At 64.1% G+C, this 22676-nt stretch carries 24 protein-coding genes and 1 tRNA gene; 8 read left to right on the top strand and 17 right to left on the bottom strand.

The window, feature by feature from the left end:
• Positions 1–20 precede the first annotated feature (20 nt).
• Positions 21–2084: an EAL domain-containing protein gene (locus EBB59_RS07085; RefSeq protein ID WP_122101454.1), complete on the bottom strand. Its 2064-nt coding sequence runs from the start codon at positions 2082–2084 to the stop codon at positions 21–23.
• Positions 2085–2154: 70 nt separating this feature from the next.
• Entirely contained in the window at positions 2155–3174 is a 1020-nt protein-coding gene (epmB, locus tag EBB59_RS07080) for an EF-P beta-lysylation protein EpmB (RefSeq protein WP_122101453.1), read from the bottom strand.
• 54 nt (positions 3175–3228) lie between these two features.
• Here epmB and efp point away from each other — a divergent pair, with 54 nt between their 5' ends.
• From efp to folE2, 6 genes are all read left to right on the top strand, one after another.
• A complete protein-coding gene (efp, locus tag EBB59_RS07075; RefSeq protein ID WP_122101452.1) occupies positions 3229–3795 on the top strand; it encodes an elongation factor P in 567 nt (188 codons plus the stop codon).
• A gap of 88 nt (positions 3796–3883) precedes the next feature.
• Positions 3884–5230: a TRZ/ATZ family hydrolase gene (locus EBB59_RS07070; RefSeq protein ID WP_122101451.1), complete on the top strand. Its 1347-nt coding sequence runs from the start codon at positions 3884–3886 to the stop codon at positions 5228–5230.
• Positions 5231–5272: 42 nt separating this feature from the next.
• Complete coding sequence (ubiG, locus tag EBB59_RS07065; protein ID WP_122101450.1) at positions 5273–5980, top strand: bifunctional 2-polyprenyl-6-hydroxyphenol methylase/3-demethylubiquinol 3-O-methyltransferase UbiG; 708 nt, start codon at positions 5273–5275, stop codon at positions 5978–5980.
• Positions 5977–6648: a phosphoglycolate phosphatase gene (gene gph / locus EBB59_RS07060; RefSeq protein ID WP_245979127.1), complete on the top strand. Its 672-nt coding sequence runs from the start codon at positions 5977–5979 to the stop codon at positions 6646–6648. The genes ubiG and gph overlap by 4 nt, the downstream gene beginning before the upstream one ends.
• Positions 6645–7232, top strand: coding sequence for an isoprenoid biosynthesis enzyme family protein (locus EBB59_RS07055; RefSeq protein ID WP_147455530.1), 588 nt, complete (start codon positions 6645–6647; stop codon positions 7230–7232). Before gph ends, EBB59_RS07055 begins: the two co-directional genes overlap by 4 nt.
• A 43-nt stretch (positions 7233–7275) precedes the next feature.
• The gene (folE2, locus tag EBB59_RS07050; RefSeq protein ID WP_245979126.1) at positions 7276–8178 is read left to right on the top strand and encodes a GTP cyclohydrolase FolE2; all 903 of its coding nucleotides are present in this window, start codon (positions 7276–7278) and stop codon (positions 8176–8178) included.
• Positions 8179–8517: 339 nt separating this feature from the next.
• Here folE2 and EBB59_RS07045 read toward each other — a convergent pair whose 3' ends face one another.
• The 9 genes from EBB59_RS07045 to EBB59_RS07010 all read right to left on the bottom strand — a co-directional run bounded on the left by EBB59_RS07045 (position 8518) and on the right by EBB59_RS07010 (position 14685).
• The gene (locus tag EBB59_RS07045) at positions 8518–9231 is read right to left on the bottom strand and encodes an ABC transporter permease (RefSeq protein ID WP_147455529.1); all 714 of its coding nucleotides are present in this window, start codon (positions 9229–9231) and stop codon (positions 8518–8520) included.
• Positions 9232–9318: 87 nt separating this feature from the next.
• Positions 9319–9684, bottom strand: a complete 366-nt coding sequence (locus EBB59_RS13445) for a hypothetical protein (RefSeq protein ID WP_147455528.1) — start codon at positions 9682–9684, stop codon at positions 9319–9321.
• A gap of 56 nt (positions 9685–9740) precedes the next feature.
• A complete protein-coding gene (locus tag EBB59_RS07035; RefSeq protein ID WP_147455527.1) occupies positions 9741–10007 on the bottom strand; it encodes a hypothetical protein in 267 nt (88 codons plus the stop codon).
• A gap of 23 nt (positions 10008–10030) precedes the next feature.
• Positions 10031–10576: a zinc metalloprotease gene (locus tag EBB59_RS07030; RefSeq protein ID WP_211327706.1), complete on the bottom strand. Its 546-nt coding sequence runs from the start codon at positions 10574–10576 to the stop codon at positions 10031–10033.
• A gap of 33 nt (positions 10577–10609) precedes the next feature.
• Entirely contained in the window at positions 10610–11572 is a 963-nt protein-coding gene (locus EBB59_RS07025; RefSeq protein WP_122101444.1) for an ABC transporter permease, read from the bottom strand.
• 102 nt (positions 11573–11674) lie between these two features.
• The gene (locus tag EBB59_RS07020) at positions 11675–12610 is read right to left on the bottom strand and encodes an ABC transporter ATP-binding protein (protein WP_122101443.1); all 936 of its coding nucleotides are present in this window, start codon (positions 12608–12610) and stop codon (positions 11675–11677) included.
• A gap of 95 nt (positions 12611–12705) precedes the next feature.
• Positions 12706–12930, bottom strand: coding sequence for a hypothetical protein (locus EBB59_RS07015; RefSeq protein ID WP_122101442.1), 225 nt, complete (start codon positions 12928–12930; stop codon positions 12706–12708).
• Between the two features lie 383 nt (positions 12931–13313).
• Positions 13314–13454 (bottom strand): hypothetical protein, encoded by a 141-nt coding sequence (locus tag EBB59_RS13795; RefSeq protein WP_158601740.1) that lies wholly within the window; start codon positions 13452–13454, stop codon positions 13314–13316.
• Positions 13455–14600: 1146 nt separating this feature from the next.
• Positions 14601–14685: transfer RNA gene (locus EBB59_RS07010), tRNA-Leu, on the bottom strand.
• A gap of 110 nt (positions 14686–14795) precedes the next feature.
• Here EBB59_RS07010 and rnr point away from each other — a divergent pair.
• Together rnr and rlmB are read left to right on the top strand one after the other, a co-directional pair.
• Complete coding sequence (gene rnr / locus EBB59_RS07005) at positions 14796–17264, top strand: ribonuclease R (RefSeq protein WP_425451810.1); 2469 nt, start codon at positions 14796–14798, stop codon at positions 17262–17264.
• A gap of 35 nt (positions 17265–17299) precedes the next feature.
• Positions 17300–18043 carry a 23S rRNA (guanosine(2251)-2'-O)-methyltransferase RlmB gene (gene rlmB, locus EBB59_RS07000; protein ID WP_122101441.1) on the top strand — a complete coding sequence of 248 codons (744 nt, stop codon included), beginning with the start codon at positions 17300–17302 and terminating at the stop codon, positions 18041–18043.
• Positions 18044–18076: 33 nt separating this feature from the next.
• On the opposite strand, the gene rnt is transcribed toward rlmB, so the two are convergent.
• From rnt to pstB, 6 genes are all read right to left on the bottom strand, one after another.
• Positions 18077–18721: a ribonuclease T gene (rnt, locus tag EBB59_RS06995; protein ID WP_122101440.1), complete on the bottom strand. Its 645-nt coding sequence runs from the start codon at positions 18719–18721 to the stop codon at positions 18077–18079.
• A 144-nt stretch (positions 18722–18865) separates the two neighbouring features.
• A complete protein-coding gene (locus EBB59_RS06990) occupies positions 18866–19615 on the bottom strand; it encodes an HvfC family RiPP maturation protein (RefSeq protein ID WP_122101439.1) in 750 nt (249 codons plus the stop codon).
• Positions 19612–20439, bottom strand: a complete 828-nt coding sequence (locus EBB59_RS06985; RefSeq protein ID WP_122101438.1) for an HvfB family MNIO-type RiPP peptide maturase — start codon at positions 20437–20439, stop codon at positions 19612–19614. The genes EBB59_RS06990 and EBB59_RS06985 overlap by 4 nt, the downstream gene beginning before the upstream one ends.
• A gap of 31 nt (positions 20440–20470) precedes the next feature.
• The gene (locus EBB59_RS06980; RefSeq protein ID WP_122101437.1) at positions 20471–20884 is read right to left on the bottom strand and encodes an HvfA family oxazolone/thioamide-modified RiPP metallophore; all 414 of its coding nucleotides are present in this window, start codon (positions 20882–20884) and stop codon (positions 20471–20473) included.
• Positions 20885–21005: 121 nt separating this feature from the next.
• Positions 21006–21716 (bottom strand): phosphate signaling complex protein PhoU, encoded by a 711-nt coding sequence (gene phoU, locus EBB59_RS06975; RefSeq protein ID WP_122101436.1) that lies wholly within the window; start codon positions 21714–21716, stop codon positions 21006–21008.
• Between the two features lie 125 nt (positions 21717–21841).
• Positions 21842–22657, bottom strand: coding sequence for a phosphate ABC transporter ATP-binding protein PstB (pstB, locus tag EBB59_RS06970; RefSeq protein ID WP_122101435.1), 816 nt, complete (start codon positions 22655–22657; stop codon positions 21842–21844).
• Positions 22658–22676 lie beyond the last annotated feature (19 nt).

Below are 22676 nucleotides of genomic sequence, written 5' to 3'. Positions count from 1 at the left end.
TTTGTCTCCACCCGTTCGGCTCAGGGCAGTTGCTCGGTTAGCGGGGCGATGAAGTCGCCCTGCATGTACTTCACACCGGCGGTGAACAGCGCGGTCATGGTCGCGGCATCCTTGACCCCGCGCGCGATGCAGGGGATGTTCAGGCTGTCGGCGGCGGTCACGATCTCGGTGATGCGTTCGAGGTTTTCCTGCGACTCGCTGAAATCTTCGATGAAGTCTTCGTTGAGCTTGAGGAAACGCGGCTGGACGTGGCTCAGCATCTGCAACGAATTGAGGCCGGTGCCGAAGTGTTCGATGCAGAAGCTGGCGCCGAGCTTGCCGAGTCCGTCGTTGAAGCGCTGCGCGGAACGCAGGTTGGTGAATATCTTGGACTCGGGCAATTGCAGCACGAGGCGGTCGGCCGGTACGCCGGTTTCTTTGAGCATGCGTTCGATATCGGCCAGCAGCGTGGCGTCGTCCAGCGACAATTGCGAGATCTTCGCCAGAATTCGCACCACCATGCCGCGATCCTGCCGGATGCGAATTTCCTTCAGCGCGTGGCGGATCGTCCAGCGGTCGATGACGTTGGACAGGCCATGTTCCTCGGCCAGCGGGACGAACTGGTCGGGCAGCAGCAAGTGGCCGTCGCTGGCGTTCATTCGCAGCAGCGATTCGTGGAATTGCTCTGTTTCGTCGTGCAGGTTGACGATGGCCTGGTAGTGCAGCACCAACGCATCGTTGGTGATCGAGTCGCGGATATGGGTGGTCCAGGCGGCGATGCGTTCTTCTTCGGCACGTTCGGTCTCGCGGGGGTCGAACACCTGCACCTGGTTGCCCCCCACGCTGTTGGCGTATTGAAGACTCTCGCTGGCTTTGGTCAGCACGCGCGAGACCTGGGCGATGCGTTCGCCAATCTGGGCGCCGCCCACGCTGACGGTGGTGCTGAGGGTCTTTTCGGTGGTTTCCAGCAGACGGCTGTTGAAGGCCAAGCGAATGCGTTCCGCCACTTCGAGGGTCTGCCGGTACTGACTGTTGGCCAGCGGCACCGCGTAGGTGTTCTCGCTGATGCGCGCGATGAGCATTTCAGTGCCGAGCGTCTCGCGCAGGCGGTCGGCGACGGCCGCGGCGAGGTCGTCGATGTTGTCCAGCCCGACTTGTTGCCGCAATAGCGCGATCTGGTCGAGTTCGATCAGCAGCAGGGCGTGCTCGTTTTCGCCGCGCGCGGCCTCGGCCACGTATTGGTCGAGGTATTGAAGGAAGGTCTGGCGGTTGAGCAGGCCGGTGGCCATGTCGCGCCGGCGCAATTCCTCCACTTCGGCCGCCAATGCCGGATCGATTTCCTGGCGGCGTATCACGACTTGCAGGCAGGGTTCGCCCTCGTACTTGGCCTGGGTGAACTCCATCACCGCCGGGAAGTCGTGGCCGTGGCTGTCGCGCATTTGCAGTTCGTGGCGCGGTGGCGCCTCGCCTTTCGATAGGTCCTTCAGCAATTGCTTGAATTCGGTGACGTGCGCCGGCGCCACCATGTCGAGCAGGGACATGCCTTCTATGTCGCCAAAGTCGTCGTAGCCGAACATTTCGAGGTAGGCGCCGTTGGCGCGGATGTACATGCCTTCGTGGACGTAGGCGATGGGGTCGCGAGAGGACTCGATCAGCGCATCGCAGCGGCGTTCGGTTTCGCTTAGCTGGCCTTCCAGCTTGCGAAGCCCGCGCCGTGCGCTGAGGTCGTCGAACTCCCGCGCCACGATGTCGCGCAGGTATTCGAACCGACCGCGCGGAACGACGCCGCGGGCGCCGGCGGCGGTGAGGGCGAGCAGGGTGGCATCGTCGATGCGGGGGACTTCCACCAGCAGTGGCAGGTCCTTGCCGCTGGCTTCGACCAGGCGGAAGGTCTCGGCGTCGCTGACCACGTTGGCGGGAGAGGACAGCAGCACCAGGTCGAAAGCATGGCTGTCCAGCAGGGTGGACAATTCGCCGACATTGGCCGGGCGCGAGGGGCGCACGGACATGCCGAAGTTTCGCAGGTTGCTGACGGTGGCCTCGGCTTCGGCAACGTCATCGTTGACTACAAGGATACGGATGGGGGCGTCCGCGCCTTTGGGCATATGAAATCTCCGGGAGTGGGACCCGCACGGCGGAGCCGGTCGGGATGCCCGTCACTATATCGGACGTGGTTCATGGATTCAGTGCCGATAGTGGCCGTTTGCCGCTGTCGCCCGCCACTTCCCGCACCAGTCGCGGCACCAGATAGCCGGACAGGCGGGCCGCCAGTTGCCGGTGCAATTCGCGGGCGCGAGCATCGTCCACTTCGAAATGCGCGGCCCCCTGGACGCGGTCGAGCTGGTGCAGGTAGTAGGGCAGCACGCCGGCGGCGAAACCGCGCTCGGACAGCCCCGCCAATGCGTTCACCGAGTCGTTGACGCCGCGTAGCAGCACCGCTTGGTTGAGAAGATGGGCGCCCGCCGTGCGCAGGCGGGCCAGCGCCGCATCCACCTCGGCATCGAACTCGCGGGCATGGTTGGCATGGATGACGAAGGCGACCGGCCAGGGCAGGGCGGCCAGCCAAGCGGTCAGCTCGGTATCGATGCGCGAGGGCAGCACCACCGGCAGTCGCGAATGGATGCGCAGCCGCTTGATATGCGGAACCGTGGCGAGCCGTGTGGTCAGCTCGGCGAGTTTCGGGGTGGCGAGCGAGAGCGGATCGCCGCCGGAGAGCAGCACTTCCTCGATGCCCTCATCGGCCTGGATGGCCGCCACCGCGTCCGCCCAGCCGCCGCGCGCGGCGGTTTCGCCGGCATAGGGAAAGTGTCGGCGGAAGCAATAGCGGCAGTTCACGGCGCAACTGCCGGTGGCGATCAGAAGCGCGCGGCCACGGTATTTCCGAATCACGCCAACGGCGGCCTTGGCGGCGCCGTCTCCCACCGCGTCGTGCGTGAAGCCGGGCACGATGCGCTCCTCGTCGTCGACCGGCAGCACCTGGCGGAGCAGCGGGTCGGCGGCATCGCCATGACGCATGCGCGAAACGAAGGCACGAGGTACGCGCAGGGCGAATTGCGCGGCGGCGGCGGCGGACAGGCGCGGGGCCAGATGCCCCAGCCCCAGCAGGGACAGCAGCTCGACCGGGTCGCGCACGGCATCGCGCCATTCGGCCTGCCAGCCCGTGGGCTGTAGCGTGAGAGGGGCAGCGGGTATCATGTCGCACCCATTTTATTTGATCGCCGCCCGCGCGCGGCCCGAAGGAGACCCCGCATGGCCAGCCTGGGCATGAACGACGTCAAGAACGGCCAGAAGATTCTGGTCAACAACGAACCCGCGGTCATCACCGAGACCGAGTACGTCAAGCCGGGCAAGGGGCAGGCCTTCACCCGCGTCAAGTTCCGCCAGATCAAGACCGGCCGCGTGCAGGAAATCACCATGAAGGCGACCGACTCGCTGGAAGTGGCCGACGTCATGGATACCGACATGCAATACCTGTATTCCGATGGCGAATACTGGCATTTCATGAACCCGGAATCGTTCGAGCAGGTGCAGGCCGATACCGCCGGCATGGGCGGCGCCGAGAAGTGGTTGAAGGGCGAGGAGGAATGCGTGGTGACGCTGTGGAACGGCGTGCCGATCGCGGTGCAGCCGCCGAATTTCGTCGAGCTGAAGATCACCGAGACCGATCCCGGCGTGCGCGGCGATACCTCGGGCGGCGGCGGCAAGCCGGCCACGCTGGAAACCGGCGCGGTGGTGCGCGTGCCGCTGTTCGTCGGCCAGGAGGAGATCATCAAGGTCGATACCCGCAGCGGCGAATACGTCAGCCGCGTGAAGTGAGTGCCGGCTCGACGCCGATTGATCGGGGCCGCCTCGCGCGGCCCTCGTCTTTCATGGAACCCCCATCGCGTTCGGGCAGAATAGCCGCATGAACGAAGCGACTTCTCCCATCCCCTGCGATCTCCTGATTGAAGCGGGCCATGTCATTCCGGTCGCGCCGCATGGCGTGGTGCTGGAAGACCATGCCGTCGCCATCGACAAGGGCGTGATCCTCGCCATCCTGCCGCACGCCGAGGCCCGCGGGCGCTATGCGCCGAGGGAAACCGTCTCGCGCCCGGATTCGGCGTTGATTCCCGGCCTGGTCAATGCGCATACCCACAACCCGATGACGCTGATGCGCGGTGTCGCCGACGACCTGCCGCTCAAAGTCTGGTTGCAGCGGCATATCTGGCCGATAGAGGGCGCGGTGATCGGGCCGGAGTTCGTCGCCGACGGCTGCACGCTGGCCATCGCCGAGATGCTCCGGGGCGGCACCACCTGCGCCAACGAGCACTACTTCTTTCCCGACGTGCAGGCCGCCACCTACAAGCGTTTCGGCTTTCGCGCCCGCATCGGCCTGCCGGTGATCGATTTCCCCACCGCCTGGGCGAAGAGCGACGACGAGTATTTCGACCGCGCCGGCGAAGTCCACGATGCTTGGCGCGACGACGCGCTGATCCGTACCGCCTTCGCCCCGCACGCCCCGTACACGGTGGACGATGGGAACTTCGAACGCGTCGGCCTGCTGGCCGACCAGTTGGACATTCCCGTTCACCTGCACCTGCACGAAACCGCGCAGGAGGTGCGGCAGTCGGTCGAGCGATACGGTGTTCGCCCGATCGCGCGCCTGGACCGGCTCGGTCTGATCAACGATCGCTTGATCGCCGTGCACATGACCCAGCTCACCGAGGCGGAGATCCGGCTCTGTGCCGAGCGCGGGGTGAGCGTGGTGCACTGCCCGGAATCCAACCTGAAGCTCGCCTCGGGCTTCTGCCCGGCCTGCGCACTGCTGCGGGCGGGCGTCAATCTGGCCATCGGCACCGATGGCGCGGCCAGCAATAACGACCTCGACATGGTGGGCGAGACCCGCACCGCCGCGCTGCTGGCCAAAGCGGTGGCCGAGGACGCGGCCGCGTTCTCCGCCGCTGAAGCGCTACGCGCGGCCACGCTGGGCGGCGCGAAAGCGATGGGGGTGGAGGATGTGATCGGCACCCTGGAGCCGGGCAAGCAGGCCGATATCGCCTGCCTCTCGTTCGACAGCATCGAGGGCCAGCCGATGTTCGAGGCGATCTCGCAGATCATCTATGCAACGGGTCGCCATCAGGTCAGCGACGTATGGATCGCCGGTAAGGCCAGGCTGTGCGAACGCAAGCTGGTGGGGATGGACGAAGCCGGCATCCTCGCCAATGCGCGGCAGTGGCGGAGCCGCATCGCCGCCATCGACAGCGCGCGCTGAACTCGCCTCCCGGGCGGGTGGGCGAGAGCGTAGGAGAACGACATGTCAGACGCACAACAAAATTTTCGTCAGTCCGAACTGCACAAATTCGGTGCTTTGGCCAACCGCTGGTGGGACAAGGAAGGCCCGCAGAAGGCCCTGCATGCGTTGAACCCGGCGCGGCTGGGTTATGTCGCCGAACGGGCGGAATTGACCGACGCCACCTGGCTGGATGTCGGCTGCGGCGCGGGCTTGCTGTCCGAGGCGCTGGCCGCCGCCGGCGCGCGTGTCACCGCCATCGATCTGGCGCCGGAGCTGATCGAAGTGGCGAAGCTGCACCAGCTCGAAGCCGGCCATCGCATCGACTATCGCCTGCAATCGGTGGAATCGTTGGCCGCCGAGATGCCCGGCGCTTTCGATGCGATCACCTGCATGGAAATGCTGGAGCACGTTCCCGACCCGGGCAGCGTGATCGGCGCCTGCGCGCGCCTGCTGAAGCCGGGCGGGCGGCTGTTCCTGTCCACCCTCAACCGCACGCCGGCCGCGTTCGCGCTGGCGATCGTCGGGGCCGAATACGTTGCCCGCCTGCTGCCGAAGGGCACCCATCAGTACCGCGACTTCATCAAACCCTCCGAACTCGCCACCTGGCTGCGCGGGGCGGGCCTGCGGCTGGAGGATGTCAGCGGCCTGATGTACGAGCCGTGGCGGGATTCGGCGCGGTTGACCTCGCGCACCGGGGTCAACTACCTGGCTTCGGCGGTGAAGGCGTGAGCCGGGTGCGACGCTTCCCCGAGGTGGTGTTGTTCGATCTCGACGGCACGCTGCTCGACAGCGCGCCGGACATGCTGGCCACGGTCAACCTGATGCGCGCGCGTCGCGGCGTGGCGCCGATGGCGCTGGCCGACATTCGTCCCTTCGTCTCGCGTGGCGCGCGGGCGATGGCCAGCGCGGCATTCCCCCGGTGGAACGACGAGGAAACCCTTGCCGCGGTACCGGAATTTCTCGACACCTATGCCGGTGAGCTAGGCAAGCACGGCAGCCCATTCGACGGCATCGAAACACTGCTTGCCGCCATCGAACGGGATGGCGGGCGTTGGGGCATCGTCACCAACAAGCCGGAGAGGCTCGCGCGCGACCTGCTGCCGATGCTCGGCTGGAGCACGCGCTGCGCGGTGCTCATCGGCGGCGATTCGCTGCCGGCGCGCAAGCCGCATCCATTGCCCTTGCTGCACTCGATGGAAACGCTCGGCGTGGTGCCCGGGCAATGCGCCTATGTCGGTGACGACCGGCGCGACATCGAAGCCGCGCGCGCCGCCGGCATGCCGGCGATCGCCGCGCTCTGGGGCTACCGTATGGCGGACGATGACCCGCACGACTGGCATGCCGACGTAATGATCGAAACGCCCGCCGATCTGCTCGATGCGGAGCGTTGGCCGTGAGCGAGGCGCGGGCCGAGGCCGCCGGCTTCATCGACAAATGGCGCGCGCGCTGGCCGGAGTGGAGCATCGCGCGGGTATTCGTGCCGGTGGCCCGGCGTGAGGTCGCCGAGGCATGGTTCGCCCTGTTGCAGGAATGGCTGGATGCCGCTTCCACCCCCGATCCCGCGCCGGGCCTAGCCAAGCTGGCCTGGTGGCAGGAGGAACTGCACGCTTGGGCCAAGGGTGCGCGCCGGCACCCGCTGGGCACGCTGCTGCAAAAGGAAAAAGTCGACTGGAATGCGCTGGCCGCCGCTTTGCCCGCGCTGATGCGGCGTGGCGATGGGTACGATCTCACCGCTCTGGATCGCTTCGCCTGCATGCTGGACATCGCCGAACGCCGTCTGTTTGACGAAGACCGCGACGGCTGCGCCCTCATCAGCCATGAATTACGCGAACGGCTGGGGCTGCCCGATGAACCAGTCGCGGCCGGCTCCGCCACCCGTCCACGCCGCTTGCTCGCCGCCCTCGCCGGTGCTCGCAGGGGGGAGCGGGCATTGTCGCCGTGGAAAACGCTCTGTTGCAGCTGGCGGGCGGCGAGGCGTTGAACCCGCCGGTACAATATGCGAGCCATTCGCATTAGAGCCGTTCATGTTGATGTCCGTTTCACGTCCCTTGCCCGATGTCGCCTTCGAGTCCGCAGCGCTGGCGCGGCCGCTCGATTGGGTCGGCATGGAGGGCATCGCATTACCGCTGGCGCTGGGTGGCGTGCGGGTGCCGGCCAGCATCGATGTGGCGGTGAACCTGGGCGAGGCGGGACAACGTGGCATCCACATGTCCAGGCTGTATCTCAAGCTGCAACAGGTGCTGCCATCCGCGCGTCTCGATGACGCCAACCTGCGCGCGCTGATGCGCGGGCTGATCGATTCCCAGGAGGGTATTGCCCAACGTGCGCGGCTGGTGCTTCGCTTCGACCAATTGCTCGAACGCCCGGCGTTGATCAGTGCGAATCGTGGCTGGAAGCGCTACCCGGTCGAACTGGCGCTGGAGGCCGAAGAGGATGCCTTGCGCGCGTGGTTGCGGGTCGAAGTCGAGTATTCCAGCACCTGTCCCGCCTCGGCGGCATTGTCGCGCGAGTTGAATGCCGAAGCCTTTGCCGCCGAGTTCGGTGAAGGCGTGGTCGAAGCGGATGCGGTACGCGACTGGCTGGCCTCGAAGGCTGGCTTGGCGGCGACGCCGCATGCCCAGCGCAGCGTGGCGACGGTGCGGGTGGCGTTGCGCGAAGGCTTCGAAGACTTGCCGCTGCAAGCGCTGGTCGATGCGCTGGAGGCGGCGTTGGGCACGCCGGTGCAGACCGCGGTCAAACGTGAGGACGAACAGGCTTTCGCCCGCGCCAATGCCGAGAACCTCATGTTCTGCGAGGATGCCGCGCGCCGAGTGGGTGCCACGCTGGCGGCCTTGCCGTGGCTGGCGGCGTGGGAGGCGAGTGTGGCTCACCTGGAAAGCCTGCACGCTCACGACGCGGTCGCGCGCCTGAGTGGCCGCAACGACTGAGCGTTGTTGATCCTGCCCGGCGCGAAGTGTGGTTCCCGGAGGATCGATGAAGCGGACAGACACCAAAAAACTCCCGCGTCAATCTTTTGGCGGAAGCCGTCAGGGAACCGAAAGCTCAAGCGAGACGGGAACTTGGCTTATATCGGGTCGCGTTGTGGAGCTGCGACCGCGTGGGCTAAGAGCCGCATATGGAGCGTTGCGAGAGAAAGCCGGATCGTGCCGTATCAGGGGCAAATGCCAACGAATTGTCATAGTTCAGCCGACCGCAACCTTCCACATGCGGTTCTTAGGGAGGTTGGCCCAGCAATGGGTTGTTTACACGTCGATGCAGCGAGGGGGTCAATGACGAACCAGCACGCTGGAGATGTTCCCACGCAGGTGGCGCAGGGATGCTGCTGTGCCTACCGCGCAGCCAAGTAACAGCGCCAACCCAATGGCAGCAAAGCCGTCTGCGGTGGTAACAGTTGCAAAGGTGAGCACGTCACCCATGACGTGCCCCGTCACTGCGATGACCGCGCTGGCCACCAACAGACCGAGCAGGCAACCTGCATTGAACAGCAGGATTGTCTCGGCAGTCAGCAGGAGTGCCAAGCGGCGTGTCGAGAAACCGATTGCGCGTAGTGTCGCCAGTTCCGATCGGCGCTCACGCAGTGTTTGCCCCATGGTCCAAGCCGTAGTGAAAAGCAGGCTGAACAATACCGCACTCATGATCGAACGGGTGATCAGATCAATGTCTCCGAGTTGCCGGACCCGCGCGGCGAACGCAGCCTGTTCGGACATGGTGTGGGTTTCCGTCGCTGAGTTGGCCGACAGAGCATCGATTTCCCGCGCCAGCTGATCCGAGCGTCCGACATCGGCGACACGGCTGGCATACCAACCGACGTGCCCATCCACATAGGGTGAGGCGGCATCCAAGTAGTCCCAGTGCATCAGTACCGTGTTCGCATGGAAGTTGCTGGCTCCGCCATCGCGCGAGCGTAACAGACCAACAATCACGAACGACCAATGGTCATTGCCTGCACGATCGACGAAGACCAACGAGCCGAGGGGCACCGTCTGCCCGACTCGCCATTTGAATCGGTGTGCGATCGCTTCACCGACCAAGAGGCCATTGCGCTGTGCTGCGAATTCGCGGCGTGCCTAAGGGTCGACTTCGATTTCTGGATATACATCGAGATAACCGTCGGAAATTGCGAATGCTGCGAGGGGGGTGCTGGGCTGCTGATAGTAGCCGCCGAACCAGGTGGCGTGGCCATGGGCAGTCAAACCACTCACTGTGGCCATGCGTTCCTGAAGCGCCAAGGGTAACGGGCTGGACACAGCATGTCGCGACTGAGTCACCAATCGTGCCGCACCGTGGGCGCTAGAGCCGGCGTCGAGGAAGGTGTTGCGTACGCTGTTCAACAGCGCGAACAACAGGAATGCACAAGCGATGGCGGCCACTGTCAGCGAACTGCGGACCCGGTTGCGACCAAATTCCACAAGAATCATATGGAGGTGGGACATCGGTGGTCAGCAGACCTCGTGCGGTGGCGCGGATTGTCGATCGCTGTGCTTTGGTTTCACCAGTTGTCTTCGTCCAGCAATGCGTCGGGGTGTGGCTGGCGATACCAACGCAGCAGGAATCGCGCGCACACCGCGATGATCGCAGTCATGATCAGTCCACCGAGCCAGATCGAATGGATGGGGAGTTCGTGCCATCTCCCACTGGCTAGCGCCGGACGGATGACACCGAAGGAGAAGCCGGCCATCGTGCCAAGCAGGCCGAGGATGGCACCGACGACAACGCCGACCTTGGCAGGTGGGGGGGGCGGCACATTGGGGCTCATGGTGTGGATCTCCTACGCGGTGTTCAGAGTGGGGACAGCCCGGTCAGTCGCGAAAGCGTCAGCAGTGCCACTGCAAGAAGCAGCACGGAGCCTAGCCAGGCTGCTGCGACCAGCAGGCCGCGGTGGACCGATACCATTCCCAGCATTCTGGCGAAGTCGGATGTCTTGCCGGGGAGCAAATTAAAGGTAAAGCCCAGTAACGCGCACATGAGCGAGAGGTTGATGAGCGGATGCGGGGCGATGAAGTGGACTGCGACGGCGCAACCGACCAGGATGGCGCAGTCCGTCCAGGGACCTGAGGCGAGGATGCGCACAGTGGTGTGCGAGTCGGGGAGTTCTCCTGTTGCTTCGATCACGCAACGCGCCTGCAACTGCCCGTGCTTGAACATCTGGATCAAGGCACTGTGGCCGTGCAGCCGGGCGACGAGGAAATGCCCGATTTCATGGATCAACGATGTTGCTGTAAGCATGAATGGCAGAAACAACCCTGCCCACCAGGGCAGCACCGAGAGTTTGGGGATTGCCAGCACGATGATGGTAACAACGGCCAGGCAGGCGCCCACCGGCACGAACGTGAATGCAGGGAATCTGGTTGTCGGACATTATTCCCTCGCCTTGTAGTTGAAGCAGCCCAGGGCGAGGGCGAGCATGGTCAGCAGCCAACACAGCAGTGCTCCCAGCGACAGGGTGACTGGGAACTGCAGGGAGGCATCGAACATCACATGGCGCAGTAGGTCCATGCCATAGGTCGTTGGCATTGCCAGTGCGATCCATTTTGTGGCGGCGAACTTGCTGGCATTGAAGAACAGGTCGCCGAGGAACAACACCAGCAGGTTGCACAGGGTGAAGGCATGGATGCCCAGTGAATAGCTTGACAATACCGAGCCCAGGCACAGGCCAATGGAGATGAAAACGGCCGAGAGCAACAGCGATATCAAACCCACGCAAGCCACCTGCATCCAGCTCAGTTCGAGTCCGAACATCACCATCGCCAGCACCATGTAGCCGGCGACGATGGCCATGGCGAGCACTAGCTTGGTGCATAGCTCTGCGGCGAAGTACCAGATCATGGATACAGGCAACATACGGTATAGGCGCAACGTGCCGCGGGCACGCTCCTGCAGCAGTTTCACTCCGGCAGTGAACAGCCCCACATTGAGTAGCGCCATCACCATGATCGCTGGCAGCATGAAAAACGGCGAGTTACCCGGAGCTACCACCCGCAACCGCGAATCGATGTCGGCAGGTAGAGTTGGTGCGGCTTCGATCGCACACAGCATCAGTTCGGCAACCGGGCGCCAGTAGGACGCAGTGTGGACGATGGCTTCGCCCGTGGTCGGGTTGCGGTCCAGGATCAGCGCGGGTTCACCGTCACGCAGGTGCTCCTCCAGCTTTTCAGGAGCGATCTCGCTGATCCGGAAACTGTCGGCTGGCAGTGCTGACCGCCAGTCGTCGGCTGCCAACGCGGCGGGCAGAAGGCCCACGGAAACGGTGCGTTCGGGGCTACCTAAAATGTAGGCGTAGCCATAGATGAACATGAAAAGTAGCGGCACGGCCAGCGTCATGGCAAGGCCAACGCCATTGCGGCGGAAGTGGCTGAAGGACTGGGCCAGGAAAGCGTTGAAGACTGATCAACGACCGCCCGCGGGGTAGATGCTGTTCATCGGTCAGTCGGCCTTGGAAACGTAGTTGAGGTAGGTAGATTCAGTCTCCACTGGATTGATACCCAGGCGTGCGTTGAAGCCATGTTCGCGTTCGGCTTCAAGCAACGCCGCGTTGAATCCCGGAATCTGTTCCTTGGGGCAGCGTGCCCGCCAGCGGTCGCCACGGTCGGCCGCGATGACGGTCACGGATTGCATCGCTGCACTGCTATGGATGAAACTGGCTGGCGCATGGAAATCCACGTTCAACATCGTCGGCATCGCTTCCGCGGGTGCGAGTAGCGAAAGCGTGCCGCGCAGATGCCCTTCCTCGATGAACACGACGCGGTCGCATAGTGCCTCGGCCTCCTCCATGTCGTGAGTGGCGATCAGTCCGGACAGGGTGTGCTCGCGTTTGCGTTCGATGATCGTGTCCCAGACCGCGCGTTTGGAGCGCAGGTCCAATGCGTTGGTGGGTTCATCCATCAGTACCAGTGAAGGTGAGCCGGCCAGCGCGGCGAACACCGAAACCCGTTGCCGTTGTCCTATCGAGAGCTCACCTGCGTTACGGGTAAGAAGGTGGGAAAGGCCCAGCCGTTGCTGAGTTTGCTGCAAGGTGGAACTGTCGCCGTGGACTCGTCGATACAATTCGATGAGCTGGGCGACCGTGGCATGCTCGGGAATGGCATTACGCTGGAAGATGAACCCGATTCTGGCCCTCGCTGCCGGCGGAAGCCGGCGTGGATGATGACCGAACAACCGAACTTCGCCCAGGCTGGGTGTCTGGATGCCCTCGATGATTTCCAGCAGGGTGGTCTTGCCAGCTCCATTTGGGCCGAGCAGGCCAACCAGTTCGCCAAGCCCCACTTCCAAACTGAGGTCGTGCAAGACAGTGCGATTGCCAAGCCGATGGGTCAGTGCCTGGATATCAAGGGGCGTCCCTGCCAAATTCTTCTGCGCCATGAGTCACCGTAACAAGTCCGGGCTGGCCGCAGGCAGCTTACCGGTAGCGGGACTGTTCCCCCGCTGCCGGCGACGCGCGGCATTTGCAGTGTGAATTACTGGGTAATGACGGGTTGTTCGCCGCCGCCACAACCGAAGGTACCTGCACAGCCCGCGGTGCCAAGGCAGCCGGTGCCGGTGCCGAAGGTGCCCGCACAACCGAAGGTGCCAAGGCAGTTGAAGGCCACGCTCAGTTCGCCATCGGCGAATGGATCGAATGATGAATCTCGGTGGATGGTGATGTCGAATTCGGATGCACCGACGGTACCTGGAAAATTCATACGGTTTTCCTTTGGAGGGTGTTGAATCAACAGGGAGGACAGTGAGATTTCACGAAATCTTGACTTTGTAAGGTTTCATGAACCTAACAGTCGAGACTTATGTGCGCAAGTCGGAAAAATGGCAATGCGGGGGCGGGGGAATTCCTACATCATTTTCGTTCCGAATGGATCTGGTTGATGCCTGCTCTGAATCGCCCCGGCTTCAGTAGCCATCTCCAAGTCAAGAACGAGCGACGGCAATGGCTTGGGTTGCAGCCGTTGAAGCGTGCTGGCGTAATGTATCCCCGAAGCATGATCACCTTTGCAGCGAGGTGTCGTGGTACACGTTTCATGGTGCAGGGGAATCATGAGCGCTCCCTTCGCAACCGATCCAGATAGTCCGCTCACAGCCACATCAGCTCAATGCGCTTTTTGTCGCATGGTCGCAGGCTCGCTGGACATTCTTCTTCGACGTGCGCAAGTTGTACTTCCAGCACATCAATGTCGATTTCCAGACGTTCGTGCCCGATCTTTCGCGAGCTCATGCGAGAGCCATGCGTCGCTTGGTTTCCCTTGGAAACCCATCCGCGGCAGTGCCACGTTCAGCGTATCGCAATTGAGGTATGGGCATGTTTGCTTGGCCAGTGTCGGGAGAACTCATGGGCATCAAGGCTTGCGTTTGATCGACCCCGGTGGCTCGATGGCTTGCCGGCGCGCTGGCACGATATGGGCGGGACGCATCTTCATCGGCTCGCGGGTATCGAACAAGTGCATTCTCGAGGTCGATGTGCTCCCAACGTGCAGCCGCGACCACTGGCGGTCGCATGGCGGCAATTACGGGGCTGCACGCGTGACGGGCGACTCGTAGGCGTCGATGGCAATTTGGACATCCTTCAACGGGGGCGCTTCGGTTGCCGCCGCGATATGCCCACCTTCATGCTTGGGCAGGGCGCCACGCAGTGAAAGTTCGGAGCCATGAGGTTTTCTGGCCTGGATGGCCAAGCGCACACGGTGATGTACTGGCGCGTTCCGCTGGGCGGACTGGGGGCGTGCGCATGAATCGAACGGAGAACGGGCAGGACATCTGCCGTCATCGATGACGAGATCGGGATCTGGCCGGATGACGCTACCAAGTCGCGCTCGATAACCGGACGAGCCCTGCGAAGGGTGTCTACGCAGATGCCCTTGCTCTTGTCCTCCAACCACGTCAACGCAACGTGCCTGAAGCTGCCGTTGCGAGCACGTTGACATTCCGGCAGCTGCTTTCGATGTTCATTCAGTGGATGCCGTGCTATTCCTACCATTCGGCGTGCCTGGCTGGCGAATTCGCGTGCCTCTTTCAACGAAACATCCCGGCGGCGTCCAAGTGCGGTTGTCCACGACCAGCGAGCCGAAAGCGATAGCGCCCGCGCTTCAGGCCCGATGGGCGCATCTCGATGCGCAAGTCATCCCCGCCCGCAACCCGTTAAACCGTCGGTCGTGGCTTGACGCTGGCAATCAAACTTTCGCCGAGCAAGCCTGCGGGGTCGGCAACGCATGGAATCGTTACTCACACTTGCCGTGCAAGCCAGTTTGATCTGGTGAGACGACCTGCTGCCCGGCTGGGCGCTACAAGCCATTGTTTTGCAACGATAAATAGATGCCAGGCAACAAAAAACCCCGCTTGCGCGAGGTCGTTTGATTCCAACCGTTGGTGCCCAGGAGAGGACTCGAACCTCCACGGTTTTACCCGCTAGTACCTGAAACTAGTGCGTCTACCAATTCCGCCACCTGGGCAGGTGGGAGCGGAATTATGGGTGGCGATGAATGGGCTGTCAACACTTCCTGGCAAGTCATCGTGGGCGTGCTCGCGTCCGCTGCACGCGGGCATGTGCGAGCATGAGCGGATGAAGAAGAAAACGAAGAAAACGAGCGTGGGCCAGCCTGGAAATCCCAAGTCGGCGGCGCCCGGCCGCCGACCGGCGAAGAAAACCGGTAAGGCCGCGCCGTGGATGCCTGACAGCACGGCCGTGCCGGGCGGGCGGAGCCATGCGGACAAGCAGTCAACCCGCCAGACGAATGTCCGCGCCGATGTCGTGGGGCGAAAGGCGAAGCCACAGGCGATGCCCGCCAACGGCGGGCCGCATCACGATCCCCATTTCCAGCGTGAGTCCCGGCGTTACGCCGAGCCGATCGCCAGCCGCGAATACATCCTGCAAGTGCTGGGCGATGCCGATGGCCCGTTGGATGCCGATGCGATTGCCGCCCTCCTTGGACTCACCGCGCCCGACCGCCGCGAGGCGCTGGATCGCCGACTCGGTGCGATGGTGCGTGACGGGCAGTTGTTGCAGAACCGGCGTGGCGGTTTCGCGCCGACCCGGCAGCTCGATCTTATCGCCGGCGTGGTGATCGCCAATCCCGAGGGGTTCGGTTTCCTGCGCCCGGACGCGGGGGGTGGCGAAGACCTGTTCCTACCGCCGGCGGAGATGCGCAAGGTGTTGCACGGCGATCGTGTGCTGGCTTCGATCACGGGGATGGATCGGCGCGGACGCAGCGAAGGCACGATCGTCGAGGTGCTGGAGCGCGGCGTCACCCGACTGGTGGGCCGCTACGAGGAGGAGGCCGGCGTTGGTTTCGTGGTGCCGGACGATGCCCGTATCCAGCGCAACGTGATGATCCCGCAGGCCGAGCGCAACGACGCGAAAACCGGCCAGCTGGTGGTCGCCGAGATCACCCAGCCGCAGGATGCCCGCCGCCCGCCGATCGGCCGTGTCGTCGCCGTGCTGGGCGATAAGCTGACGCCTTCGCTGGTGGTCGAAGCGGCCATCCACGGCCGCGATATCCCGCACGAATTCCCGCGGGCGGTGCTGGACGAAGCCGCCGCCGTGCCTTTGGAAGTCGTCGCGGCCGATCTGCGTGAGCGCGCCGATCTGCGCGGCTTGCCGCTCGTGACCATCGATGGCGAGGACGCCAAGGATTTTGACGATGCCGTGTATTGCGAGCGCGTGCGTGGCGGCTGGCGGCTGGTGGTCGCCATCGCCGACGTCTCGCATTACGTGCGTCCCGGCACGCCGCTGGACGAGGAGGCCGAGAAGCGCGCCACCAGTGTGTATTTCCCTGGCTACGTGGTGCCGATGCTGCCGGAAACCTTGTCCAACGGCATCTGTTCGCTCAACCCGAAGGTGGACCGGCTGTGCTTCGTTTGCGACATGAAGCTCGACAATGACGGTGTGCCGAAGTCCTCGACGTTCTACACGGCGGTGATGAATTCGCACGCGCGCCTCACCTATACCGAGGTCTGGAACGCGGTGGGCGAAGGGATTCCGGCGGAGGATCGCGCCGCCGCTGAAGCGAAGATCGGCGAACTGCTTCCGCATGTGCGGCAGTTGCACCAGATGTACCAGCGAATGGCGAAGGCGCGCGAGTCGCGTGGCGCGATCGAGTTCGAGTCGGGCGAGGTGCGTTTCGTCCTCGACAACCGTGGCGAAGTGACTCAGGCCGGCATGCTCCAGCGCAACGACGCCCACAAGCTGATCGAGGAGTGCATGATCGCGGCGAATGTGGAGGCGGCGAAATACCTGCTGAAAACCGGCATTCCGGCCCCGTTCCGCATCCATGAGCGGCCGCCGGAGCAGAAATACGCCGATCTCCAGGAGTTCCTCAAGGAGTTCAAATTGTCGATGCCGCCGTGGAGCCGCGTGCATCCGCGCGATTTCACCGCGTTGATCCACCAGGTGCGCGAGCGCGCCGACGCCGCGCTGATCGAATCGGTGTTGCTGCGGAGCCAGTCGCTAGCGGTGTATTCGCCTGCCAACGTCGGCCATTTCGGACTGGCGCTGGAAAGCTATGCGCATTTCACTTCGCCGATACGCCGCTATCCCGACCTGCTGGTGCATCGCGCGATCAAGCACGGCCTGGCCGGTGGCGACGTCGATGATTTCCGTTACAGCGCCCGTGAGATGGATCGCCTATCGCTGCAATGCTCCGAGCGCGCGCGCCGTGCCGACGAGGCCGAGCGCGAAGTGGACGAGCGCTACCGCGCGGCCTGGATGGAACGGCACATCGGCGGCGAGTTCGATGGCGTGATCAGCGGCGTGACCAGCTTCGGCCTGTTCGTGGAACTGGACGATTCGAAGGTCAACGGGCTGGTGCACGTCACCCAGTTGCCGCACGACTATTACCACTTCGACGCCATCCGCAAAACGCTGACCGGCGAGCGCCGGGGTCGCGAATTCCGCCTGGGCGATCGCGTGCGCATCGTGGTGCTGAAGGCCAGCCTGGAGGAGCGCAAGATCGACTTCCGTCTGGCCGAGGACAATGACGTGGAGAAGGCGCAACGCGGCCAGCCGGCGCGGCGGCAGAAGCGGAAATATTGAGCGAAGCGGCATCGCCCAGGCTCTACAATGCCGGCATGAGCAAAGCTTCCCAATGGATTGCCGGCATCAATGCCGTGGCCTCGGCGTTGGCGCACGATGCGGCGAATGTCCGCGAAGTGCTGGTCGAGGCCGGGGGGCGGAACGCGCGGCTGGCCGACATCGAATCAGAGGCGCGGCGGCGCGGTATCGAGGTGCGCCGGGTCGCGCAGCAGGCGCTCGACGGTGTGGCCGGCGGCTTGCGTCACCAAGGGGTGGTGGCGCGCTATCAGGCGGCGAAGACCTGGGGCGAGCACGAACTGGCGCCGCTGGTCGAGGCCGCCGCGGGGCGCGCCTTGCTGCTGGTGCTCGATGGCGTGCAGGACCCGCACAATCTCGGCGCCTGTCTGCGCTCTGCGGCGGCGGCCAATGCGACGGCGGTGGTGATCCCGCGCGACAAGGCGGTTCAGGTCAATGCCACCGTGCGTAAGACTTCGGCCGGTGCGGCCGATCGCGTCCCGGTGATCGCCGTCACCAATCTTTCGCGCACGTTGCGCGATCTGCGGAAGCTGGGCGTGTGGGTTTACGGGCTGGCCGGCGAAACCAATGCCTCGCTGTATGCCATCGACCTCAAGGGCGACGTGGCGCTGGTGCTGGGCGGCGAGGGCGATGGCCTACGTCGGTTGACCCGCGAGCACTGTGATGGGTTGGCGAAGATCCCGATGCCGGGCGAGATGGAGAGTCTGAATGTTTCAGTGGCGACGGGCGTGGCGCTGTTCGAGGCGGTGCGTCAACGCGCGTAGCGCCGCCGCTCGAAGCCGGCGGTGGCTGGGCGGTCAGGGCGCGGGCGGCGGCAGAACGCGCGGCCACTGGTTGGCGATGGCGCAAAAGAGCTTGGCGGTCATTTCCGCGTCGTACACGGCGGAGTGCGCATCGGCGGCGTTCCAGGTCATGCCGGCGGCTTGCACGGCGCGCGCCAGCACGGTCTGCCCGTAGGCGAGCCCGGCCATCGTCACCGTGTCGAACACGCTGAAGGGATGAAACGGATTGCGCTTGTGCCGGGTCCTGGCCACGGCGGCGTTGAGGAAGTTGAGATCGAAATGGGCGTTATGGCCGACCAGGATGGCGCGTTGGCAGTGGTGTTTCTTCACCGCCGAGCGCACCTTGGCGAAAACATGATCGAGCGCTTCCTTCTCAGGTTTGGAGAGGCGGAAGGGATGGTCGAGCTGGATGCCGGTGATTTCCAGCGATTTCGGGTCGATCTTGGTGCCGGGCGCGGGGTCGAGATGAGCGCAGGCGGTCTCGCCTAGGGCCAGTTGGCCGTTTTCGTCGAGGTCCAGCGGTATGGCGGCGATTTCCAGCAGCGCATGCTGGTTCCAGTCGAAGCCGCCGGTTTCGACATCCACCACCACTGGCAGAAAGCCGCGGAAGCGGCCGGCCATCGAAATCCGCAGGGTGCTGGGCGAGGTGGGGTCGGACATGCGCGCAGTTTAATCGTTGCCCGTGGGAGGCGTGAACGGGTATGGGCCGGACAGGGATCGGCTGATGGTTTTCCAGGTGGCCCGTACAGGTGTCGAGGCGGGGTTTTTCTTGGCGGTTTGTGCGTGCTGCGTGGGTGCTTGGGATCAGGGGGGCCGGGTGCCGATCAGCGTGCCTTCATCGCGCAGGCGTTGCAGCATGGTGCGTGCTTCGGCAAGGAAGATGGTGTCGTCTGGCAGGCCGGCTTCGGTGGCGAGCGCTTGCAGCAGTGTCGCGCCATCGGCAGCGTCATTCGTCGAGATGATCTGCAACAGTCTGAATGCCAGTGGGGAGAGCGCGGCGAAGTGCGGCTTCATCGTCGGGTCGCGACGCACCAGCAGCAGGGTTGGGGTATCCGGGCGTGTTTCGGGCACGAAGCCGGGGCCAATGCGATCGACCGGCCAGGCGTAGGCCAGCGGCCAGGCTTGCGGGGACAGCACGGGAATGCCGCTCAGCGGATCGCCCTCGGCGTTGTGCGGCGGCGCTGGAGTGTCGTCGATCTCGGCGCGCAGTTCCATCCATTCGTAATGCGCCAGTTCGGGCAGCCAGGGTGCGTGTTCGGATTCGTGTTCGGCGAGCCAGCCGATGAATTCTTGTGCTATTTCGGTGAACAGGGGCGTTTGGCAGCGGTGATGGCGATGGAATTCGCACACGAGCGATGACCAGCCGTGCGCGCCCAGCGTGCGCCGGATCACCGGAAAATTCGCGGCCAGCAGGTTTTCGATGGTGTTGAAGAACAGGGTGCGATAGACCGCCAGCCGGCGCTCGCCGATGCCGGGCGGTGGCGGGTGCCCGGCATCGCGCAGGTGGGCGGCGAAAGCGAATTGCCGGGCCTTGAGGGCGTCATCGGGACTCATGGGCGCGCCTCGGCTTGCAGCGTGCGAATGCGTGCCAGCTCGCTTCGCAACTCGGCATAGGGCGGGTAGTTGAAGTCGCGTTCCAGCAGGGTGGGGTGGGTGCCATGTAATCGGTAGGCTTGTGCCAGCAGCGACCAGACATCTTCCTTGACCGCGGTGCCGTGGGTGTCGATCTTGAGGTCGTCGCTTTCGTCGTGATGGCCGGCGATGTGATAGCCGGCGATGCGCGCGGACGGCATGGCGGCGAGGAATGCGCGCGCGTCATAGCCGTGGTTGGTGGCATTGACGTAGATGTTGTTGACGTCGAGCAATAGCTGGCAGTCGGCGGCGTCGAGCACGGCATTGATGAAGTCGGCTTCCGGCATGCGTTGCCAGGGCGCGGCGTAATAGCTGATGTTCTCGATGGCAATGCGCCGGCCGAGGCGTTGTTGCACGCGATCGATGCGGGCAGCGACGTGGTGTGTGCTGGTTTCGTCGAACGCTAGTGGAAGTAGATCATAGAGGTGGCCGTCGTCGGCGCTGTAGCTCAGGTGTTCACTGTAGTGATGGATGTCGTGGCGTTGCATGAAACCGCCGATGGCATCGATCAGGTCGTCATCCAGGGGCATTGCGCCGCCTAGCGAGAGCGACAGCCCGTGCAGGGTGATGGGATGGCGCGCGGCGAGGGCGTCGAAGCGCGCGCCCAACGCGCCGCCGACGCCGATCCAGTTCTCCGGCGCGCATTCGAGGAAATCGAAATCGCCCGCCGGCGCGGTTTCGATCGCCCTCAGCAGGCCACGGCGCAAGCCAAGGCCGACAGTGGCATCGGCAAGCGCGCCGGTCATCGACCGGCGCGCCCGTTGTCAACCGATCCGGTCAAAGACTGCCACCGCACTTGCCGGCGCCGCATTTGCCTTCGCTGTCGTTTTTGCCTTCGTCCGATTGGGCACCGCACTTGCCCTCGCCGCACTTGCCTTCGGCAGCCTTCTTCTTGTCGGCGCGGTATTGGTCCATTTCGGCCTGGGTGATGTTGCCATCGCCATCGAGGTCGTGGCTTGCGAACTGGTCGTCCTTGCCATCGTGGGCGGCGGCGAATTCTTCACGTGAGACCTTGCCGTCGCCATTGGCATCCATCCGCTTGAAGCCGCACTTGCCTTCGGCCTGGCGGGCGGGCGGTGTATCGCCCATGTAGGCGGATTCGAGCGGCTGGATGGCGAAAGCGCCACCGGAAAGCGCCAGCGAGCCGGCGAGTGTGCCGAGGGCGAGCGCGGTCTTGTTGCGAGACTTCATCGGAGCATCTCCTTTGGGGGAGACCGATGGTAGCGCCAAGGGGCTGGCAAGGGTTGAAGAAAGCGTTAGTGCTCCGCCAGAAAGCGTTCGGCCCGCCGGAAGCGGGCCTCGAAGGCGGAATTCAAACCTTGGCGATCACGCTGCTGTCGTCGCGTTTCTCGCGTGGCGGCAGCGGGTGCTGGTCGCCGTGGGCAAGGAACCAGATGTTCTCGGCGATATTGGTGGCGTGGTCGCCGATGCGCTCCAGGTTCTTGGCCATGAACAGCAGGTGGGTGCAGGGCGTGATATTGCGTGGGTCTTCCATCATGTAGGTCAGCAACTCGCGGAACAGCGCGGTGTATTGGAGATCGAGCTCGGCGTCGTGCTCGCGCACCGTCTGGGCGGCGTTCGCATCAAGATCGCGATAGGCGCGCAGGACATCGCGCATCTGCTGTGCGGCCAGCCGGCCGAGCGAGTGCAGGCCGCCGGTGACCGGCAGTGCCGGGGTGGTGTTCAGTGCCAGCGAGCGCTTGGCCATGTTGGCGGCGTAGTCGCCGACGCGCTCGATATCCGAGGAGATGCGCAAGGCCACCAGGATGATGCGCAGGTCGGTGGCCATCGGGCCGCGCAGGGCGAGTTTCATCACGTCCTGGCTGACTTCGTGTTCCAGCGCATCGATGGCGTCGTCGTTGGCGATGATGCGTTCGGCGGCGCTGTCGTCGCGGCGGTCGATGACGTCGAGCGCGGCTTCGAGCTGCGCCACCGCCATCGCGCCCATGCGCTGGATCTCGTGGCCGAGTCGCTGCTGCTCTTCGTCGTAACTCTTGACGATGTGGTCGTGTTCGTTGGGCATGAGGTGATCCTGTTTCGAAACGGATTCTGTTTTTCGGCGGGGTTCCGGACGGTTGTCCCTGGCGAGGCATTGCGGGCTTCGGACCGTTCAGGCCGAGGACGGCCGGACGTTCGTGGCGCCGCCGTTTACCCGAATCGACCGGTGATGTAATCCTCGGTCTGCTGTTTCGAGGGGTTGGAGAAGATGGTCGAGGTCTCGTCGTGCTCGATCAGGTCGCCCAGATACATGAAGGCGGTGAAATCCGACACGCGCGCGGCCTGCTGCATGTTGTGGGTGACGATGACGATGGTGTAGTCGTGCTTCAGTTCCTCGACCAACTGCTCGATGCGGCTGGTGGAGATCGGGTCGAGCGCCGAGGTCGGCTCATCGAGCAGCAGCACGTCGGGGCGGAGCGCCACGGCGCGCGCAATGCACAGGCGCTGCTGCTGGCCACCCGAGAGGCCCAGTGCGCTCTGGTTGAGCTTGTCCTTGACCTCGTCCCACAGCGCGCCCTGACGCAAGGCCAGCTCGACGCGATCGTTCATCTCCGACTTCGAGAGCTTCTCGTGGTGGCGGATGCCGTAGGCCACGTTTTCGTGGATCGTCATCGGGAACGGCACCGGCTTCTGGAACACCATGCCCACCTTCGAGCGCAGGCGGTTCATCGGGTACTTCGGGTCGAGTACGTTCTCACCGTCCAGCAGCACCTCGCCTTTGGCCTCCAGCTTCGGATACAGCGCGTAGATACGGTTGTAGATGCGCAGCAGGGTGGACTTGCCGCAGCCCGAAGGGCCGATCAGCGCGGTCACGCGTTTCTCCGGGATGTCCAGGTTGATGCTCTTCAGCGCGTGGAACTTGTCGTAGTAGAAGTCGAGGCCGCGTGTGGAGATTTTCACCGAGGCCGGCATGGTGGCCTGGCCTTCGCGAACCTGCATCTGCATGGCGGGGCGGGCGTCGTTCATGGTGGGGATCCGGGCAGAG

The organism is Solilutibacter pythonis, assembly GCF_003697345.1.
GTDB lineage: Bacteria > Pseudomonadota > Gammaproteobacteria > Xanthomonadales > Xanthomonadaceae > Solilutibacter > Solilutibacter pythonis.
The sequence above is the reverse complement of the archived record's forward strand: the minus strand, read 5'-3'. Positions and strand labels throughout refer to the sequence as shown.

Bases quoted from the DNA above. Each gene is read 5' to 3' on its own strand.
- EBB59_RS07085 (WP_122101454.1), bottom strand. From the start codon at position 2,084: ATGCCCAAAGGCGCGGACGCCCCCATCCGTATCCTTGTAGTCAACGAT.
- epmB (WP_122101453.1), bottom strand. From the start codon at position 3,174: ATGATACCCGCTGCCCCTCTCACGCTACAGCCCACGGGCTGGCAGGCC.
- efp (WP_122101452.1), top strand. From the start codon at position 3,229: ATGGCCAGCCTGGGCATGAACGACGTCAAGAACGGCCAGAAGATTCTG.
- EBB59_RS07070 (WP_122101451.1), top strand. From the start codon at position 3,884: ATGAACGAAGCGACTTCTCCCATCCCCTGCGATCTCCTGATTGAAGCG.
- ubiG (WP_122101450.1), top strand. From the start codon at position 5,273: ATGTCAGACGCACAACAAAATTTTCGTCAGTCCGAACTGCACAAATTC.
- folE2 (WP_245979126.1), top strand. From the start codon at position 7,276: ATGTTGATGTCCGTTTCACGTCCCTTGCCCGATGTCGCCTTCGAGTCC.
- EBB59_RS13445 (WP_147455528.1), bottom strand. From the start codon at position 9,684: ATGTCCCACCTCCATATGATTCTTGTGGAATTTGGTCGCAACCGGGTC.
- EBB59_RS07035 (WP_147455527.1), bottom strand. From the start codon at position 10,007: ATGAGCCCCAATGTGCCGCCCCCCCCACCTGCCAAGGTCGGCGTTGTC.
- EBB59_RS07025 (WP_122101444.1), bottom strand. From the start codon at position 11,572: ATGACGCTGGCCGTGCCGCTACTTTTCATGTTCATCTATGGCTACGCC.
- EBB59_RS07020 (WP_122101443.1), bottom strand. From the start codon at position 12,610: ATGGCGCAGAAGAATTTGGCAGGGACGCCCCTTGATATCCAGGCACTG.
- EBB59_RS07015 (WP_122101442.1), bottom strand. From the start codon at position 12,930: ATGAATTTTCCAGGTACCGTCGGTGCATCCGAATTCGACATCACCATC.
- EBB59_RS13795 (WP_158601740.1), bottom strand. From the start codon at position 13,454: ATGAGCTCGCGAAAGATCGGGCACGAACGTCTGGAAATCGACATTGAT.
- rnr (WP_425451810.1), top strand. From the start codon at position 14,796: ATGAAGAAGAAAACGAAGAAAACGAGCGTGGGCCAGCCTGGAAATCCC.
- rlmB (WP_122101441.1), top strand. From the start codon at position 17,300: ATGAGCAAAGCTTCCCAATGGATTGCCGGCATCAATGCCGTGGCCTCG.
- rnt (WP_122101440.1), bottom strand. From the start codon at position 18,721: ATGTCCGACCCCACCTCGCCCAGCACCCTGCGGATTTCGATGGCCGGC.
- EBB59_RS06990 (WP_122101439.1), bottom strand. From the start codon at position 19,615: ATGAGTCCCGATGACGCCCTCAAGGCCCGGCAATTCGCTTTCGCCGCC.
- EBB59_RS06985 (WP_122101438.1), bottom strand. From the start codon at position 20,439: ATGACCGGCGCGCTTGCCGATGCCACTGTCGGCCTTGGCTTGCGCCGT.
- EBB59_RS06980 (WP_122101437.1), bottom strand. From the start codon at position 20,884: ATGAAGTCTCGCAACAAGACCGCGCTCGCCCTCGGCACACTCGCCGGC.
- phoU (WP_122101436.1), bottom strand. From the start codon at position 21,716: ATGCCCAACGAACACGACCACATCGTCAAGAGTTACGACGAAGAGCAG.
- pstB (WP_122101435.1), bottom strand. From the start codon at position 22,657: ATGAACGACGCCCGCCCCGCCATGCAGATGCAGGTTCGCGAAGGCCAG.